An 18,127-nucleotide genomic window follows, 5' to 3' on the forward strand; every position below is an offset into this window, starting at 1 on the left:
GGGATTTTTTGGCGGAGACGGAGGGATTTGAACCCTCGGTCCCCGTGAGGGGACTCCACCTTAGCAGGGTGGTGCACTAGGCCTGACTATGCGACGTCTCCAGGCATCCGACGCGATGAGCGCGGATGCACTCAGCCATCATAACTGCTCGTGCCGCCCGCGAACGAATCACCGGAACCGACGGTGGACTCGCGCACCACGAGCTCAGGGCGAAAGCGCACGCGCCGCTCGTACGCGCCGGCCGGATCGTCGATCGACTTGAGCAGCAGCTCCACGGCGGTCCGCCCGATCAGCGCGGCGGGCTGACGGATCGAGCTGAGCGGCACGACGGTGGCGGCCGCGAAGTCGATGTCGTCGTAGCCGATCAGCGCGATGTCGTCGGGAACACGCACGGAGCCGAAGATCGACAGCCCCTGCAGCAGCCCCACCGCGAGCAGATCGTTCGCCGCGAAGATCGCGTCCGGCCGCTCCTCGGGCGTCCGCTCCGCGATTGCTTCTCCCGCGGCGCGACCGTTCAGCACCGTCAGCGCCGGCATCTCGATCTCCTCGAGCTCGGCTCCCGTCACTTCTGCCACGGCGCGACGAGCACCCTCCAGACGATGGGCGACCTGCGCGAGAGACGACGGGCCGCCGAGGAACAGCAGTCTCCGCCTGCCCTGCTCAAGCAGATGCGCGGCGGCCAGATACCCGCCCTCGACATCGTCGACAGCCACCGAACACGTGAAGGCGTCTTCGCTCTCGTGGTCGACGAGCACCACCGGGATGCCGGCTCGCTGCAGCCGCAGCAGTGAGTCCTCGACGAGCGCCGCCGGCGTCAGGAGCACGCCGTTGACCCGCTGCTCGCGGAACAGGTCGAGATAGGTGCTCTCCCGCGCCGCGTTCTCGTCACTGTTGCCGAGCAGCACCGACAGCCCGTCCTGCTCGGCCCGCGCCTCCGCTCCGCGCGCGACAGCCGCGAAGAAGGGGTTGCCCGCGTCGAGCACGACCATGCCGATACTGCGGCTGCGGCCGGCACGAAGCTGACGGGCGGCGTCGTTGCGGACGAACCCGAGCTCCTCGATGGCCGCCTGCACCCGCGCGGCCGTGGCCGCGGCGACCTTGTCGGGCTGATTCAGGACATTCGAGACCGTACCGACAGACACGGATGCCGCTGCGGCGACCTCCCGCACACTCACTGCCACTGCGGCCTCCTCACCTGCGCACTGACCGTGAGTGTACGGCATCCGCCGTGCCGCGCACGCGTCTGCCACGACTTGCATGCACCCCGGGCCAGGCTTACCCTTGAAACGATTCACTCAGGATGCCGCCACACGGCATCCACGTCGGCCAAGGAGTCCGTCAAAGATGACCACACCGCATCGCGTCTGTTTCCAGCTGCAGGTCCGCCCCGACCTGCTGGACGAGTACCTCCGACGGCACTCCCCCGTCTGGCCCGAGATGCTCGCCGAGATCGCCGCTGCCGGCCGGCGCAACTACTCCCTGTTCCTCGGCGAAGGCGGCACTCTGATCGGCTACTACGAGACCGACGACGACGAAGCCGCTCAGGCTTACCTCGAGCAGTCCGAGGTCGCCACGCGCTGGGAGGCCGAGATGAGCCGCTTCTTCGTCGGCCTCGATGGCCGCCCTGATCAGGCCGCCACCCCTCTGACCGAAGTCTTCAACCTCGCGGACCAGCTGTCCGCCACCGCATCCGACGACGAAAGCGAATGACCATGAGCATCCTCACCCCTGAAATCCGCGCCGAGCTCGAGAAGCAGGCCATCGAGCTGCCCTCCTGGGCGTTCGGCAACTCCGGCACCCGCTTCAAGGTGTTCGGCACCCCCGGCACTCCGCGCGACCCGTTCGAGAAGATCGCGGATGCCGCACAGGTGCACAAGTACACCGCACTGGCGCCCGCCGTCGCGCTGCACATCCCGTGGGACATGGCCGACTTCGACGACCTGCGCAAGCACGCCGAGGATCACGGCGTCGCCCTCGGCACCGTCAACTCCAACACCTTCCAGGACGACGACTACAAGTTCGGCGCCCTCACCCACGAGGACGCCTCGGTCCGCCAGAAGGCGATCGACCACCACCTCGCCTGCATCGACGTGATGGATGCCACAGGCAGCCGAGACCTGAAGATCTGGCTCGCCGAGGGCTCCAACTACCCCGGCCAGGCCGACATGCGCGGTCGCCAGGACCGCCTCCACGAGTCGCTCGAGAAGATCTACGCGCGCCTCGGCGACGACCAGCGCCTCGTGCTCGAGTACAAGTTCTTCGAGCCGGCGTTCTACCACACCGACGTTCCGGACTGGGGAACCTCCTACGCCCAGGTGAGCGCCCTGGGAGAGAAGGCGATGGTGTGCCTGGACACCGGCCACCACGCCCCCGGAACGAACATCGAGTTCATCGTCATGCAGCTGCTGCGCCTGGGCAAGCTCGGCTCGTTCGACTTCAACTCGCGCTTCTACGCCGACGACGACCTGATGGTGGGCGCTGCCGACCCGTTCCAGCTGTTCCGCATCCTCTTCGAGGTCGTCCGCGGCGGTGGCCTGAACAACCCCGACGTGGCCTTCATGCTCGACCAGTGCCACAACGTCGAGGACAAGATCCCCGGCCAGATCCGCTCGGTGCTCAACGTCCAGGAGATGACGGCCCGCGCCCTGCTGGTCGACAAGGATGCGCTCACCGCCGCGCAGCGCTCCGGCGATGTCCTCGCGGCGAACGCCGTGTTCATGGATGCCTTCTACACCGACGTCCGCCCGGCTCTCGCCGAGTGGCGCGAGTCGCGCGGCATGGATGCCGACCCGATGGCCGCCTACGCGGCATCCGGTTACCAGGAGAAGATCGCCGCCGATCGCGTCGGCGGAGTCCAGGCAGGCTGGGGCGCGTAAGCGCGGCCCGCGAGACAGCTCGGAGAATCATGACCAGCACCACTCGTACCCGTCGCCCACTGACGGCCTGGAAGGCCACGATCGCGGTCGCGATGTCGAACTACATCGAAGCGGGCGCGATCATCGCGCTCGCCACGAGCCTGACCCTCTGGCAGGGTGAGTTCGGCTTCGACAACGCCGCTGTCGGCCTCGTCGCCGCCCTCAGCGCCAACGCGTTCGGCGCCGCCATCGGCGCCGCGATCGGCGGGCCGCTCTGCGACCGCCTGGGCCGCAAGTTCATCTACACCTATGACCTGATCGTGTTCATGATCGGCGCCCTGATGGTGACGTTCTCCCCGAACTTCGCCGTGCTGCTGATCGGCGTGATCCTCATGGGCATCGCGGTCGGCGCCGGCGTCCCGGCATCCTGGACCTACATCGCCGAGGAGGCCCCGAGCGAGCAGCGTGCCGCGCACGTCGGCACCGCGCAGCTGGCCTGGTCGATCGGCCCCGCGATCGGATTCCTGCTCGCCGTCGTGCTCGGCCCGCTCGGCATCGTCGGCTCGCGCATCATCTTCTTCCACCTCTTCGTGATCGCCGCCGTCACCTGGTGGGTGCGCCGAGGACTGCCGGAGTCCAAGCGCTGGAAGGAGCAGCGCGAGAGCGAGCAGGCATCCGGACAGAAGGTCTCGATCTTCTCCGGCATCGGCGCGCTCCTCTCCGACCGCCGCAACATCGGCGCACTGTTCTTCCTCCTCGGCGTCTACGGCCTCTGGAACACGGTCGCAGGACAGGCCGGCATCTTCCAGCCGCGCGTCTACGACGCTGCCGGCCTGCATGACCCGATGCAGCAGAACCTGCTCCAGGTGCTGGTGTGGACCCTCACCGCAGCGGCCACCTACTTCGGCTTCATGCGCTACGGCGACCGCGTCAGCCGCCGCTGGCTCTACTTCGGCGGTGCGCTGCTGGGCGTCATCGCCTGGGTCGTGCTGGTCTTCGCCCCTCCCGGCATCTTCTCGCTGCTGTTCTTCGCCATCACATGGGGCATCTCGGCCGGCATCGGCGCGCAGGCCTTCTACGGCCTGTGGACCGCCGAACTGTTCGCGACCAAGTACCGGGCCAGCGCGCAGGGCATGCTCTTCATGCTCGCCCGCGTGATGGTTGGGCTGCTGAGCCTGGTCTTCCCGGTGCTGCTGGATTCGATCGGCCTCGGCCAGCTCGGACTGCTCATCATCGGCCTGCTCGCCGCCGCACTCCTGATCGGCACCATCTGGGCGCCGAAGACCGAGGGCAAGACGCTCGAGCAGATCGAGCAGGAGCGCTACGGAACTCCCGCCCCTGTCACGGACGCGCGCGCCTGACGCCGTCCGACCTCCACCTCTCATAAAGGATGACTGACATGACCAACCCCACAGCTGCCGACCTCATCGAGCGCAGCAACCGCCTGGGCGCAGACCCGAAGAACACCAACTACGCCGGCGGCAACACCTCAGCCAAGGGCACCGAGACCGACCCCGTCACCGGCCAGCCGGTCGAGCTGATGTGGGTCAAGGGCTCCGGCGGAGACCTCGGCACGCTCAAGGAGCAGGGTCTCGCGGTGCTGCGCCTGGACCGCATGCGCGCGCTCGTCGACGTCTACCCCGGTATCGACCGCGAAGACGAGATGGTCGCCGCGTTCGACTACTGCCTGCACGGCAAGGGCGGCGCCGCACCCTCGATCGACACCGCCATGCACGGGCTGGTGGATGCCGCGCACGTCGACCACCTGCACCCCGACTCCGGCATCGCGATCGCGACGTCGGCTGACGGCGAGGAGCTGACCGCGAAGATCTTCGGCGACAAGGTGGTGTGGGTGCCGTGGCGCCGTCCCGGCTTCCAGCTCGGCCTCGACATCGCCGCGATCAAGGCGAAGAACCCGCAGGCGATCGGCACGATCCTCGGCGGACACGGCATCACCGCCTGGGGCGACACGTCGGAAGAGGCCGAGGCGAACTCGCTGTGGATCATCGACACCGCAGCCGCGTACATCGCCGCCAACGGCAAGGCAGACCCGTTCGGCGGCATCCGCGCGGGGTTCGAAGCCCTCCCCGAGGCCGAGCGCCGCGAGCGTGCGGCAGCCCTCGCGGGCACGATCCGCGGCATCGCATCCGCCGACAAGCCCATGGTCGGCCACTTCACCGACTCCGACGTCGTGCTGGACTTCCTGGCATCCGAGAAGGCGCCTGCCCTCGCCGCCCTCGGCACGAGCTGCCCCGATCACTTCCTGCGCACCAAGGTCAAGCCGCTCATCCTCGACCTGCCGGCCACGGCGTCCCTCGACGAGCAGGTCGCGCGCCTGCACGAGCTGCACACCGAGTACCGCGCCGACTACCAGGCGTACTACGACGCGCACGCCACGACCGAGAGCCCGGCCATCCGTGGTGCAGACCCGCTCATCGTTCTCGTTCCGGGCGTCGGCATGTTCTCGTACGGCGCGAACAAGCAGACCGCCCGCGTCGCCGGCGAGTTCTACGTCAACGCCATCAACGTGATGCGCGGCGCCGAGGCGCTGTCGACCTACTCCCCCATCTCGGATGCCGAGAAGTTCAACATCGAGTACTGGGCGCTGGAGGAGGCCAAGCTGCAGCGGATGCCGAAGCCGAAGTCCCACCAGGGGCGCATCGCGTTCGTCACGGGCGCGGCATCCGGAATCGGCAAGGCCATCGCGACCCGTCTGGCCGCCGAGGGCGCGTGCGTCGTCGTCGCCGACCTCGATCTCGAGAAGGCGCAGGCCGCCGCGGCGGAGCTCGGGAACACCGACGTCGCGATCGGCGTCGCCGCCAACGTCGCGGATGCCGATGCCGTGCAGGCGTCGCTGAACGAGGCCGTCCTCGCCTTCGGCGGCGTGGACCTCGTCGTCAACAACGCCGGCCTCTCGCTGTCGAAGCCGCTGCTGGAGACCACCGAGAAGGACTGGGACCTGCAGCACGACGTCATGGCCAAGGGCTCGTTCCTGGTGTCGAAGGCCGCAGCGCGCGTGCTCATCGATCAGAAGCTCGGCGGCGACATCATCTACATCTCGTCGAAGAACTCCGTCTTCGCCGGCCCGAACAACATCGCCTACTCCGCCACCAAGGCCGACCAGGCGCACCAGGTGCGCCTGCTGGCCGTGGAACTCGGCGAGCACGGCATCCGCGTCAACGGCATCAACCCCGACGGCGTCGTGCGCGGCTCCGGGATCTTCGCCTCCGGCTGGGGCGCGAACCGCGCTGCCACCTACGGCGTGGCAGAGGAGGACCTCGGCCAGTTCTACGCGAACCGGACGATCCTCAAGCGCGAGGTCGTTCCCGAGAACGTCGCGGATGCCGTGTACGTGCTGACCGGCCCCGAGCTGTCGCGCACGACCGGACTGCACATCCCGGTCGACTCCGGCGTCGCCGCGGCGTTCCTGCGATGACCCACCGCGGGTCGTTGAGCGAGCGCAGCGAGACGAAACGGGTTGAGCGAGCGCAGCGAGTCGAAACCGGCTCCGACAGCGAGACCGTGCGCGCCGTCGCGGCCGTCGACCTCGGCGCCACCAGTGGCCGCGTCATGATCGGCCGCGTCGGCCCGGACACGCTCGACCTCGAGCTCGTCTCGCGGTTCCCCAACGGACCGGTGGAGCGCGAGGACGGCCTGCACTGGGACTTCGACGCGCTGTACGCGCACGTGCTCGAGGGGCTGGCTGAGGCGGTCCGCCGGGAGCCGGCGATCGAGAGCATCGGCATCGACTCCTGGGCGGTCGACTACGGCCTGCTCGGTGATGGAGAGCTGCTCGCGCAGCCCTTCCACTACCGTGACGAGCGCACGGCACGCGGCGTCGCCGAGGTGCACGAGATCGCCCCGTTCGAGGAGCTCTACCAGCGCAACGGGCTGCAGTTCCTGCCGTTCAACACGCTCTACCAGTACCGCGTCGAAGAGCGTATGAAGGATGCCGACACCGCCCTCCTCATCCCGGACCTGATCGCCTACCTGCTCACCGGCGCAAGCGTCGCCGAGCGCACGAACGCGTCGACGACCGGGCTGCTGAGCGTACGCTCGGGCGAGTGGGATGCCACGCTCGCCGAACGCCTCGGCATCGAGCCGGCCCTGCTGCCCGCACTCGTCGACCCCGGCACAGTGATCGGGACGCTGCGCCCGGAACTGGCCGAGCGGATCAGCAAGGAGCTCCCCGTGATCGCGGTCGGCTCGCACGACACGGCATCCGCCGTCGTCGCCGTGCCGCTGTCGTCGCACGACTCCGCATACATCTCATGCGGCACGTGGGGCCTCGTCGGCGTGGAGCTCGCAGAGCCCGTGCTGACGGATGCTGCGCGCGAGGCGAACTTCACGCACGAGCTGGGCGTCGACGGCCGCTACCGGTTCCTGCACAACGTCACGGGCCTCTGGCTGCTCAGTGAGACCGTGCGGGCCTGGGAGGCGGAGGACGGGGCGACCATCGATCTGCCCGAGCTGCTGGATGCCGCGGCATCCGTCACGGGCGAGATCGCACTGTTCGACGCCAACGACTCGTCGCTGAGCGCCCCGGGCGATATGCCGGCGCGCATCGCGGCAGTGCTCGACGCACAGGGCTCGTCTGTGCCACAGGACAGACCCGCGTTCGCCCGCACCATCGTGGAGAGCATCGCCGCCGCGTTCGCGGATGCCGTACAGACAGCCGCTGACCTCTCGGGGCGCGAGGTGGACAGCATCCACCTGGTCGGCGGCGGGTCCCTGAACCGCCTGCTCTGCCAGGCGACCGCCGACCGCGCCGGGCTCCCGGTGCTCGCCGGCCCCGTCGAGGCGACCGCCCTCGGCAACGTGCTCGTGCAGGGTCGTGCGCGGGGCGGCGCTCCCGCAACGCTCGAGGAGCTGCGCGCTCTCGTCGCCCGCACGCACGAACCGATGCGCTTCGACCCGCGCTGAGCGCGCCCTCCGGGCGTCCGGGCCACACGGTCCACGCAGAAAAGCGAGAACCTCGCAGAGAATCCCAGGATCTCTGCGAGGTTCTCGCTTTCTTGCGAAGCGACCGACGAGGCGACCGCCTAGGCGACGACCGCCTGGAATCGACCGCCGGACTCGACGAACTGCTCCTCGAGCCCTGCGATGCGGATCGTTCCCTCGACTCCGGTCGGCACCGTCAGCTCGTAGTGCACGCCATCCGCCTCACGCCGCCACGATCCCTCGATCAGGCCGTACGGCGAGTCGAAGGCCACGCGTGCGTGCTCGAGGCCGCCGCCGGGCTGCGGCTCCCAGATGATCCTCCGATAACCCGGAGCCGCAGGCGCGAGGCCGCCGATCGTGCGGTGCATCCAGTCAGCGACGCTGCCGAGAGCGAAGTGGTTGAAGCTGGTCATCTCACCGGGGTTGATCGAGCCGTCCGGCAGCATGGAGTCCCAGCGCTCCCAGATCGTCGTCCCTCCCATGCGCACCGTGTAGAGCCAGGACGGGCACTCCTCCTCGAGGATCAGGTCGTATGCGGCATCCACGTGTCCCGATGCGGTCAGCGCGTCGCTGATCACCGGCGTCCCGGCGAACCCGGTCGCGATGCGGTTGCCCGCCTCGCGGACGAGCTCTGCGAGCCGGCGGCCCGCGGACTCCTGCTCCGCGGAACTGAGCAGTCCGAAGCGGATCGCGAGCGCATAGGCGGTCTGCGCATCCGAGGTGAGCGTCCCGTCGGCACGGACGTACTCCGTGCGGAACGCATCCCGCGCCTCATCCGCGATTCGCGCGTAGCGCTCCGCGTCGGCGAGTCGTCCGAGAAGACGTGCGATGTCCGCGAGGCGGCGCGTGGAGAACGCGAAGTACGCGGATGCGACCAGGTATCTGTCCGTGCGCGCATCAGCCGGATCATGCGGCGGGGCAGCAGGATCGAGCCAGTCGCCCAGCTGGTGGGCGTCCTTCCACAGCCGCGACTCCCCCGCCTGACGGATCATCCGCTCGACCCACTTCTGACCGCTCGCGTACTGCTCGTGCAGCACGCCCAGGTCTCCGAAGCGTTCGTAGAGGGTCCACGGCGTCAGCACCGACACGTCGCCCCACACCGCACCCGTTCTGATCGGATTCCAGGTGGGCCCGCCGGGGATGACGGGAACGAACCACGGGATCGTCCCGTCCGGCAGCTGCTCGAGTGCGACATCGGCCAGCCAGTTCTCGAGGAAACCGGCCGAGTCGTACAGGAAGGATGCCGTGGGCGCGAAGACCTGCACGTCCCCGGTCCAGCCGAGTCGCTCGTCGCGCTGAGGACAGTCGGTCGGGATGCTGAGGAAGTTGCCCCGCATGCCCCACCGCACGTTCTCGTGCAGACGATTGAGGTCAGGGTTCGACGTCTCCAGCCATCCGGTGCGGCGCATGTCGCTGTGGATGACGCGTGCGACGACGTCGCCCTCCGCGATCTCTTCGAGACCGGTGACGGTCGCGTAGCGGAACCCGTGGAAGGTGAACTTCGGCTCCCAGAAGCGCTCGGGCCCGCCGTCGAGGACGATCGTGTCGTGCGCATCGGCGAGCCGCAGTGGCCGGATACCGAGCTCGCCGTTCTCGAGCACCTCGGCGTGACGCAACGCGATGACATGGCCCGCAGGGCCCTGTGCGCGCACCCGGAGCCGGCCGACGAGGTTCTGCCCGAAGTCCAGGAGGTGCGTGGTCTCGTCGACGCGCGTGACGACGACCGGGGCGAGCTCCTCCGTGCAGCGGACGGGCGGCAGGGCCGGTGCGACCAGTGTCGAGGCGTCGCGATGCCCCACCCGTACCGGCGTCCATCCGTCGGAGGCGGCGCCGGGCTTCGACCATCCGGCCTGCTCGTCGCGGGAATCGTGCTTCTCGCCGTCGTAGAGACCGGAGACGAGGATCGGGCTCGGCGAGGCAGCCCAGTCGCCGTCGGACGCGATGGTGGTGCGGCTGCCGTCCTGATGGGTGATCTCGAGCTGGGCGATCAGCGCCTGGTCGGTCCCGTACAGGTCGCGGTAGCCGCCGTTGAAGCCGATCCGTCCGCGATACCAGCCATCGCCGAGCCATGCTCCGAGAACGTTCTCGCCCTCGACGACCTGCTCGGTCACGTCGAACGTCCAGTAGACGAGGCGCTCGTCGTACTTCGTCCACCCTGGCGAAAGCTCGTGGTCGCCGACGCGGATGCCGTTGATCTCGGCCTCGTAGAGCCCGTGAGCTGTGACGTACAGCCGGGCATGCGCGATCGGCTGGTCGACGCGGAAGCCGCGGCGGACCAGCGCGGGGCGACGGTCTGTGTCGGCCGTCTCGTCCCAGGACGCGCCGACGGGGACCGCGATCCAGTCCTCGACGTCGAGGAGACCGGCCTCGGCCACCGTCTCCTCGCTCCAGGTGGACCACTGCTGGTCGGCGCCGCGCACCCGCACGCTCACGCGAACCTGCTCACGTGACGAGAGCGGCTCGAACGGCCAGGCGACGAGCACCTGTTCTCCCGTCGATTCGGAGGCGATGACGGTGCCATCGGCTCTCTCGCACCGGAGCTGCCAGGCCTCCTGCGTCCATCCGGGTGTCGCCTCGGTCCTCCAGGAGAGACGGGGGGCCGGCACCCCCATTCCGAGCGTGTCGTCGATGTGCTCGAAGCGGGGGGCGGAGACCTTCACAACTGTCCTTTCAGAATCGGGCGTGCTCATCCCTTGACCGCTCCGGCCGTCAGGCCCTTCTGGATGCGCTGGTTGAGCACGAGGTAGATGAGCAGCAGCGCGAAGACGTTGATGCTGATCGCGGCGAAGAGCGGTCCGTACTGCGTCGTCCCGAACTGTCCGTTGAAGTTGAGCAGTCCGACCTGCAGAGTCCGGAGGTTCCCGGAGTTCGCGAACGTCAGCGCGATGAGAAGGTCGTTCCAGAAGAAGAAGAACTGCACGAGCCCCACGGTGAACAGCCCGTTCTTCATCATCGGCAGCGCGATGGAGAAGAACTGCCGGTAGATGCTCGCGCCGTCGAGCGTCGCAGCCTCGAAGACCTCCCGCGGGATCGCACGGAAGTACGTCGCCATGAGGAACACGGTCAGGGGCATGCCCGTGGCGGTGTAGGTGATCACCAGAGGCCAGAGCGAGCCGGTGAGCCCGAGCTGGAAGTACGCGCTGAACAGCGGGAGCAGGATCATCTGCGTCGGCACCATGATGCCGGCGAGGAAGATGATCAGCACCCCTCCGCGCCCCTTCCAGACCAGCACCTCGAGCGCGAAGGCCGCGGCGGTGCCAAGCAGGAGCATGAGGAAGAGAGCAGGCAGCACCGTGATGGCGCTGTTGAAGAGCGACTGGCCGAGACCCGCGGTGTCCCAGGCGATGACGAAGTTGTCGAAGTTCCACTGCTGCGGCAGGGCCCAGGTAGGTTCCTCCAGGAACTCGCGCTGGGTCTTGAATGCACCGAGCAGCAGCCAGATCAAGGGGTAGCCGACGACGATCAGGAGGACGGCGACGAGAATCCAGATGGGCGCTTTGCGCAGCATCCGCGCCATGCGACGGGATGCCGGAATCGACGTGCTCATGCGACGCCTCCCTTCTTGGCGGTGCCTGCATTGGCACGGAAGATGAAGACCGTCACGATCAGGCAGATGATCGTCAGGAGCATGGCGATCGTCGACCCGTATCCGTAGTTGCCATAGGTGAAGGCGTTGTCGAACATCGAGATCGTCAGAGGGCTCGTCGAGGTTCCTGGACCACCGTTGGTGAGGGCGAGCACGCTGTCGAAGACCTTCAGCGTGCCGTTGACGGAGAAGATCAGCGAGGACACCAGGACCGGTGCGGAGAGCGGGAGGACGACATGGCGGACGAGCTTCCATCCGCTCGCGCCGTCGAGACGAGCCGACTCCAGCACGTCCTCGGGGATGTCGATGAGACCGGCGTAGAGAAGCACGCCGTAGAAGCCCATCGATCGCCAGATGTCCATGATGGCGATCACGATGAAGGCGCTGCCGCCGTCGCCGAACCAGTCGACGGGCACGCCGCCCAGCCCGGAGAGGAGCGAGTTGACGACGCCTTCGGTGGGAGCGATGGAGAACAGCTGCTGGAACAGCAGCGCGACCGCGACCGTGGGCATCACCACGGGGAAGAAGACCAGGGTGCGGACGATGCCCGATGCCCGCTTCAGGGCGAACACGTACAGCAGCGACAGCAGGTAGCCGAGCAGCACCTGTCCGATGGTGACGACGAGGGCGTACTTCAGGGTGAACAGCAGTGCAGAGTGCACTTCGGAGTCGCCGAACATGCGGATGAAGTTGTCGAAGCCGACGAACTCGAAGCCGACGATGGCGTTGCCCTCGAACACCGTGTAGCCCATCGACCACACGACGGGGACGAGCATCACCACCGAGTAGATGAGTAATGCGGGGCCGAGAAGTATGGCGATCGCCTTGCGATCACCGAGCACGTTCTGCATTGGTTCTCCTGAAGAAAGAGGAGGCGGCAGACGATGCCGCCTCCTCTCGGGTTCTTGTTAGTCGAGGTCCGCCTGGACCATTGACATGAACTCCTCGGCCGACACGCTGCCCGACACCAGCGGGGCGGCGTTGCGCTGGCTGGTGGTCGTCGCCTCGGCCGAGAAGAGCGCCTCGAACCAGAGGACGGTGGTCTCGGTCTCTGCGACCTGATCCTGGATGAGCTGCGTGAGCTCCGGCACATCGGCGACCTCGGTGTTCAGCGCGAAGCCGGACACCCGGTTCTCCTGCTCCAGGGCGGTCGAGCCGTAGTTCTCGGTGATGCAGCTGAGCCACGCTCCGGTGTCGTCGTTCACGGCCTTGGCGTTCATCGTGATCGGCAGCCCGACGTTCGCCGCGAGCTGCGAGCGGTCGCCTGCTCCGCCGTCGACGCCGGGGAACGGCATGAAGCCGACGTTCTCGGCGCCGATCTGGTTGACCTCGGGGTCGTTCGCCTGGCTCAGGAACCACGAGCCCATGTAGAACATCGCGGCCGACCCGTTGAGGAACTGGTTCTCGCTGGTGGCCATGTCGATCGAGCCGACGCCCTTGCCGAAGTAGCCCTTGGCTCCCAGGTCGGCGATGGCCTGCGCGGCTTCGACGTACTCGGGGTCGGTGAGCGATGTCTCTCCGTCGGCGACCTTCTGCAGCGCGTCGGGGCCGAGGTCGCGGAAGATGTAGCTGGAGATGAGGCGGGTGATGGGCCACCCCTGCTCGCCGCTGGCCGAGAACGGCTGGATGCCGGCGGCGGCGAGCTTGTCCGCAGCGGCGACGAGCTCATCGAACGTCTGCGGCTCCTCAATGCCCTGCTCGTCGAAGATCGCCTTGTTGTACCAGATGCCCTCGACGTTGTACTCGAACGGCAGAGCCCGGAAGCCGCCGTAGAGGTTCTCGATGGTCGAGATCGCCGCAGGCTCGATGTTGTCGATGACATCGAGGTCGGTGAGGACCTCCTCGAAGTCTGCGACGTTGCCAGAGTCAGCGAGTGTCTTGGTCAGGGCCGGGGCGTTGCCTGCGCTGAAGAGGACGGGCAGATCGCCCTGACCGGCCTTGAGCTGGAGCTGCTGGTCGAGGTTCGACTGGGGCACCGTTTCGACGTCGACGGGAAGGGTCTCCGCCTCCGCTGCGCAGAGGTCGCCCGCGAGAGTCTCGAGAACGGCGGGAACCTCGGTGTTCTCGACGTTGACGAACAGGGACAGCGAGTCGGAACCCGCCGAAGAACCGCCGCCACCGCACGCGGTGAGGGCGATGGCCGATGCTCCGGCGATCGCGGTGAATGCACCGCGCTTCCAGAGCTGTGCTGTGGTGAGCTTCATTTCTTCCTCCTTGGACGGGCGAGCCGCATTGATCACACACTTGAAGCGTTTCAGATAGTACGCTTGAAGCGCTTCAAGATGCAACTCCCCACCGAGCACGGACGGAAGACGATCAGATGAACAGCTCCCCGCTGTCGGCTGGACGACCTCGACCGGTCATGGCCGATGTCGCCCGGCACGCCGGCGTCGCGATCGGAACCGTGTCGAACGTGCTCAACAATCCCGGCCTCGTCGCCGACGACACCAGGGAACGGGTGCTGCGGGCGATCGAGGAGCTCGGATTCGTCCGCAACAACGCCGCTCGCTCCCTCGTCACCGGACGCGCCGACACCGTGGGCTTCGTGATCGTGGACCTCGGCAACTCGTTCTTCGTCGATCTCGCGCGAGGGGTCGAGGAGGAACTCGACGAGCACGACATCCGCCTTCTGCTGGCCAACAGCGACGTGGACCTGGCGAAACAGGACTCCTACATCAGCGTCTTCGAAGAGGCCAAGGTGGCGGGGATCCTCCTCGCCCCTCTTGATGCCCCACTCGACAGCGCACGCGCTGCACGCAGGCGCGGGATGCCCGTCGTGCACGTCAACTGGCCAGGAGATGAGGACGCGTGCGGCGTCGTGGTCGACGAAGAGCTGGGCGGGTATCTCGCGGCCAAACACCTCCTGGATCAGGGTCTTCGGCGTCTCGCGTTCGCGGGCGGACCGTTCTCCCTGTCCGCCGTCGCCCAGCGTCACACCGGCGCGCAGCGCGCGGTCGCCGAGGTCGCAGGCGCCCGGCTCGAGACGATCGAGACTCACAGCATCACCGTTCGCGGCGGCTATGCGCTCGGCGTCGAGATCAGCTCACGGCCCACGGGAGAACGGCCGGAGGGTCTCGTCTCCGCGGCCGACGCACTCGCGGCCGGCGCGATTCAGACCATGCAGCTCGCCGGCATGCGCGTGCCCGACGACATCGCCGTGGTCGGGTACGACGACAACCACTTCGCGCAGGACAGCTCCATCCCGATCACCAGCGTCGGCCAGCCTGGACACGAGATGGGGCGCGTCGCCGCCCGCGTGCTGTACGAGGAGATCTCCTCCGCCGCGGATCACGTGCACCGGACGGTCACGTTGAAGCCGACCCTGTTCACGCGGGCGAGCTCATCGCCCAGCGAGGTGCGCTCGGTCTGAACAACGGCGTCTGGCGTGACCACGCGGGACGCGATTCATCAACAGATCGAGAGCGCTGCCCCCGCTGACGCACGCGGGGGAGTATCGTGACCCGACGAATCCGCTCTCGACGAGGAGATGTCAGATGAAGTTCTTGCAGCGCCTGGGTCGGTCGATCATGCTCCCCGTCGCCGTCCTCCCTGTGGCGGCGATCCTGTCGGGCATCGGCTACTGGATCACCTCCGCCGCCGGCGACAACATCGCCTCGGCGTTCTTGAGCGCGGCCGGCGGTGCGCTGCTCGACAACACGGCGCTGCTGTTCGCGGTCGGCATCGCATTCGGCATGGCGAACAAGTCGGACGGCACTGCGGCCCTCGCCGGACTCGTGTCATGGCTGACGGTCACGACGCTGCTGAAGCCCGAGACCGTGGCGCTTCTGACCGGCGTGGGAGATGTGAACGAGGTCGATCCGGCGTTCCTGAAGGTGCAGAACGTCTTCGTCGGCATCGTCTGCGGGCTTATCGGAGCGTGGTGCTACGACCGGTTCAAGGACACCAAGCTGCCCGACGCCCTGTCGTTCTTCTCCGGCAAGCGTTCCGTCGCGATCGTCACGGCTGGTCTCTCGCTCGTGCTGGCGATCGTGCTGTTCTTCCTCTGGCCGTTCGTGTACGGCGGCCTGGTCACGTTCGGCGAGTGGATTGTCACTCTCGGCCCCGTCGGCACCGGGATCTACGGGTTCCTGAACCGCCTTCTGATACCCGTCGGCCTGCATCACGCGCTGAACTCCGTGTTCTGGTTCGACGTCGCCGGCATCAACGACCTGAACAACTTCCTCAGCGGCGAGGGCACCTACGGGGTCACCGGCCAGTACATGACGGGCTTCTTCCCCGTCATGATGTTCGGCCTGCCGGGAGCAGCTCTCGCGATGTACCTGACGGCGAAGACCAAGCGCAGGAAGATCGCCTACGGCATCCTGCTCTCCGGCGCGATCTCTTCGTTCTTCGTCGGTGTGACCGAGCCGCTCGAGTTCGCATTCATGTTCCTCGCGCCGCTGCTGTATCTGATCCATGCGATCTTCATGGGGATCTCGATGGCGATCGCCGCGATCCTCCCGGTTCGAATGGGCTTCGGGTTCTCGGGCGGATTCATCGACCTCGTGCTCGGCTGGGCGAACCCGATGGCGCAGAACCCCTGGCTGATCCTCGTCCTCGGCGCATTCTGGTTCGCCATCTACTTCCTCGTGTTCTACTTCGTGATCAAGCGCTTCAACCTCAAGACGCCCGGCCGCGAGGACGACGAGATCGACGCGATGGATGCCGCGGCGTCCGGCCCGGACGACGCCTACCTCGCGACCGCCAGCCGCTTCCTGGATGCGCTCGGCGGCAAGGACAACATCACCGAGCTGGAGAACTGCGCGACGCGTCTGCGCCTCGAGGTCGCTGATGTCGAGAAGGTGGATGCCGCCGCGCTCAAGCGCGCGGGAGCGGCGGGCACGATGAAGTCCGGCGGCCGTGCCGTGCAGGTCGTGTACGGCCTGAACGTGCAGTTCGTGAAGGACGCCATGGAGCGGCTGATCTCCGGAACTGCGGAGCCCGTCCCCGGCCCGCCCGCCGGCCCCGCGCCCTCCGTGCTCACAGACGCGCCGCCGGCCACGGCCACCGGACGCAGGATCAGGATGCGTCAGCCTCTGCAGGGTGAGGTCGTCCCGCTCGCCGACGTTCCGGATGCCACGTTCTCAGAGGGCATCATGGGCCCTGGTGTCGCGATCCGCCCGAGCGGCGATCTCGTGATCGCTCCGGCCGACGGCGTCGTGGAGGGCGTGTTCCCCACCAGCCACGCAGTCGCGCTGCGGCTCGACGACGACACGGAGCTGCTCATCCACGTCGGCGTCGACACGGTGAACATGGGCGGCGACGGCTTCGAGACCCTGGTCGAGAAGGACGCTCACGTCACCGCGGGCACACCGCTGCTGCGCTTCGACACGGCGAAGATCATCGCCGCCGGACTCTCGCCGCTCACTCCGGTGATCGTCCTGAACGACGAGAACGCCGAGATCGAGTTCACCTCGCCTGCGTGACGGCAACTCCCCGCGGGGCTGCCACCGTCCGCACTACTGGCGGACGTTGCCGTTGGAGCAGGTCTGCTGCGCCGCGGAGTTCCCCCGGATCGAATCCGGCAGCTGCGTGACGCCCTCGCTCGGCGCGGGAGTCTCCGTGCCCTCGGCCCCCTCGGTGGGCTCCGTGGTCTCCTCCGGCGCGTCGGTCGACGGCGCGTCCTCCACCACGACACCGTCGTTGGCCGTGTTCTGGTGGGTGACCTGCAGCTGCTGGTTCGCGTTGATCGCGTCCCACATGACGCCGGCGGCGTCGTAGTTCGGAATCACCTTGTTGACGTTGTCGGAGTCCGTGAACGTCGGGTACTGCAGGAACACGATGTCCTCGAACGGAACGTCCTTCACCGCGAGGCCGACCTGCACGATCGTCATCGGGTTGGTCAGGGACGTGCTCGCCTCGAGGTTGCTCAGGGCAGTGTGAGCAAGCCGGAGCATGACCGGCACGTTGCCGAGCACTTCGCCGCTGATGAGCTTGCGGGCGAGGCTCGACATGTACTGCTGCTGGTTGCCGATGCGGCCGAGGTCGCTGCCGTCGCCGACGCCGTGGCGCGTCCGCAGGAACTGCAGCGCCTGCAGGCCGGAGACGGTGTGCGTGCCGGCCGTCATGTCGAGACCGGTGTGGTAGTCCTTGATCGGGCTTGCGAGACAGACGTCGACGCCGCCGATCGCGTTGGTGATCTCGATCACCCCGCCGAAGGTGACGGATCCCGCGAATTCGATGTCCTGGCCGGTCAGCTCGGATATCGTCTTGGCGACGCAGTTCAACCCGCCGTAGGAGTACGCGGTGTTCAGAGGCTGCTTGCTCATCGCGGAGGTCGTGCCTCCGTCCTCACGGGTGCATTCCGGGATCGGCAGCATGAGGTCTCGCGGGAAGCTCACCGCGGTGATGCGCCGTGGTTCCTCCGAGACGTGGAGCAGGATGTTCACGTCGTTGAGGGTGCCCTCGGAGTCCGAACCGCTGCAGCGGTCGCCGAACAGGTGGGCGTACTTCTCTTCGCAGTTGTCGGTTCCGACCAGCAGGAGGTCGAAACCGCCCTCGTAGGCGCTGATGTCCGGCGGGACCGACTCCTGACCCTCGAGTTCGACGGCATCGGCCGTCGCCGTGCCGTACAGGTCGCTGACGACGAAAGCGCTGACGCTGAGCCCGCTCACCAGCACGACGGCGAGCGCCACGCCGAGCATCTTCAGCAGCTGACCGATCGGGCCCGGGGTCCGCAACTGACCGTGGCGTGCCACGGTCTTGCGGCGACGGATCTTCTCGCTCACTCAGTGCCTTTCAAATG

13 protein-coding genes and 1 tRNA gene are annotated in these 18,127 nt (G+C 67.5%); 7 read left to right on the top strand and 7 right to left on the bottom strand.

Translation table 11 applies throughout. The annotated features are described in order from the left end of the window. Positions 1–9 precede the first annotated feature (9 nt). Positions 10–101, bottom strand: a tRNA-Ser gene (locus tag MAE01_RS03080). Positions 102–131: 30 nt separating this feature from the next. Continuing rightward, positions 132–1,181, bottom strand: a complete 1,050-nt coding sequence (locus MAE01_RS03085; RefSeq protein ID WP_222591643.1) for a LacI family DNA-binding transcriptional regulator — start codon at positions 1,179–1,181, stop codon at positions 132–134. A 163-nt stretch (positions 1,182–1,344) separates the two neighbouring features. Between MAE01_RS03085 and MAE01_RS03090 the strand changes: the two genes are divergently transcribed. Genes MAE01_RS03090 through MAE01_RS03110 form a run of 5 tightly spaced genes read left to right on the top strand, consistent with a single transcriptional unit; the run spans position 1,345 to position 7,778 of the window. Then, positions 1,345–1,710 (top strand): L-rhamnose mutarotase, encoded by a 366-nt coding sequence (locus tag MAE01_RS03090; protein WP_147038086.1) that lies wholly within the window; start codon positions 1,345–1,347, stop codon positions 1,708–1,710. Positions 1,711–1,712: 2 nt separating this feature from the next. Then, complete coding sequence (rhaI, locus tag MAE01_RS03095; RefSeq protein WP_147038207.1) at positions 1,713–2,876, top strand: L-rhamnose isomerase; 1,164 nt, start codon at positions 1,713–1,715, stop codon at positions 2,874–2,876. A 29-nt stretch (positions 2,877–2,905) separates the two neighbouring features. Next, the gene (locus MAE01_RS03100; RefSeq protein WP_222591644.1) at positions 2,906–4,216 is read left to right on the top strand and encodes an MFS transporter; all 1,311 of its coding nucleotides are present in this window, start codon (positions 2,906–2,908) and stop codon (positions 4,214–4,216) included. A gap of 38 nt (positions 4,217–4,254) precedes the next feature. After that, positions 4,255–6,291, top strand: coding sequence for a bifunctional aldolase/short-chain dehydrogenase (locus MAE01_RS03105; protein ID WP_147038087.1), 2,037 nt, complete (start codon positions 4,255–4,257; stop codon positions 6,289–6,291). Next, positions 6,288–7,778 carry a rhamnulokinase gene (locus MAE01_RS03110; RefSeq protein WP_147038088.1) on the top strand — a complete coding sequence of 497 codons (1,491 nt, stop codon included), beginning with the start codon at positions 6,288–6,290 and terminating at the stop codon, positions 7,776–7,778. Before MAE01_RS03105 ends, MAE01_RS03110 begins: the two co-directional genes overlap by 4 nt. A gap of 119 nt (positions 7,779–7,897) precedes the next feature. On the opposite strand, the gene MAE01_RS03115 is transcribed toward MAE01_RS03110, so the two are convergent. Genes MAE01_RS03115 through MAE01_RS03130 form a run of 4 tightly spaced genes read right to left on the bottom strand, consistent with a single transcriptional unit; the run spans position 7,898 to position 13,586 of the window. Then, a complete protein-coding gene (locus tag MAE01_RS03115) occupies positions 7,898–10,456 on the bottom strand; it encodes a family 78 glycoside hydrolase catalytic domain (protein ID WP_147038089.1) in 2,559 nt (852 codons plus the stop codon). Between the two features lie 26 nt (positions 10,457–10,482). Next, complete coding sequence (locus MAE01_RS03120; protein WP_147038090.1) at positions 10,483–11,343, bottom strand: carbohydrate ABC transporter permease; 861 nt, start codon at positions 11,341–11,343, stop codon at positions 10,483–10,485. After that, entirely contained in the window at positions 11,340–12,233 is an 894-nt protein-coding gene (locus MAE01_RS03125; RefSeq protein WP_147038091.1) for a carbohydrate ABC transporter permease, read from the bottom strand. Before MAE01_RS03125 ends, MAE01_RS03120 begins: the two co-directional genes overlap by 4 nt. Before the next feature lie 57 nt (positions 12,234–12,290). Further along, entirely contained in the window at positions 12,291–13,586 is a 1,296-nt protein-coding gene (locus MAE01_RS03130; protein ID WP_147038092.1) for an ABC transporter substrate-binding protein, read from the bottom strand. A gap of 116 nt (positions 13,587–13,702) precedes the next feature. On the opposite strand from MAE01_RS03130, the gene MAE01_RS03135 reads away from it, so the two are divergent. Next, a complete protein-coding gene (locus MAE01_RS03135) occupies positions 13,703–14,752 on the top strand; it encodes a LacI family DNA-binding transcriptional regulator (protein WP_147038093.1) in 1,050 nt (349 codons plus the stop codon). A gap of 124 nt (positions 14,753–14,876) precedes the next feature. Further along, the gene (gene nagE, locus MAE01_RS03140; RefSeq protein WP_147038094.1) at positions 14,877–16,808 is read left to right on the top strand and encodes an N-acetylglucosamine-specific PTS transporter subunit IIBC; all 1,932 of its coding nucleotides are present in this window, start codon (positions 14,877–14,879) and stop codon (positions 16,806–16,808) included. A 33-nt stretch (positions 16,809–16,841) separates the two neighbouring features. Here nagE and MAE01_RS03145 read toward each other — a convergent pair whose 3' ends face one another. After that, complete coding sequence (locus MAE01_RS03145) at positions 16,842–18,110, bottom strand: LCP family protein (RefSeq protein WP_147038095.1); 1,269 nt, start codon at positions 18,108–18,110, stop codon at positions 16,842–16,844. Between the last annotated feature and the right edge of the window lie 17 nt (positions 18,111–18,127).

The organism is Microbacterium aerolatum, from assembly GCF_007988825.1.
GTDB classification, from domain to species: Bacteria; Actinomycetota; Actinomycetes; order Actinomycetales; family Microbacteriaceae; genus Microbacterium; species Microbacterium aerolatum.

Bases quoted from the DNA above. Each gene is read 5' to 3' on its own strand.
- MAE01_RS03090 (WP_147038086.1), top strand. From the start codon at position 1,345: ATGACCACACCGCATCGCGTCTGTTTCCAGCTGCAGGTCCGCCCCGAC.
- rhaI (WP_147038207.1), top strand. From the start codon at position 1,713: ATGAGCATCCTCACCCCTGAAATCCGCGCCGAGCTCGAGAAGCAGGCC.
- MAE01_RS03100 (WP_222591644.1), top strand. From the start codon at position 2,906: ATGACCAGCACCACTCGTACCCGTCGCCCACTGACGGCCTGGAAGGCC.
- MAE01_RS03105 (WP_147038087.1), top strand. From the start codon at position 4,255: ATGACCAACCCCACAGCTGCCGACCTCATCGAGCGCAGCAACCGCCTG.
- MAE01_RS03110 (WP_147038088.1), top strand. From the start codon at position 6,288: ATGACCCACCGCGGGTCGTTGAGCGAGCGCAGCGAGACGAAACGGGTT.
- MAE01_RS03120 (WP_147038090.1), bottom strand. From the start codon at position 11,343: ATGAGCACGTCGATTCCGGCATCCCGTCGCATGGCGCGGATGCTGCGC.
- MAE01_RS03125 (WP_147038091.1), bottom strand. From the start codon at position 12,233: ATGCAGAACGTGCTCGGTGATCGCAAGGCGATCGCCATACTTCTCGGC.
- MAE01_RS03130 (WP_147038092.1), bottom strand. From the start codon at position 13,586: ATGAAGCTCACCACAGCACAGCTCTGGAAGCGCGGTGCATTCACCGCG.
- MAE01_RS03135 (WP_147038093.1), top strand. From the start codon at position 13,703: ATGAACAGCTCCCCGCTGTCGGCTGGACGACCTCGACCGGTCATGGCC.
- nagE (WP_147038094.1), top strand. From the start codon at position 14,877: ATGAAGTTCTTGCAGCGCCTGGGTCGGTCGATCATGCTCCCCGTCGCC.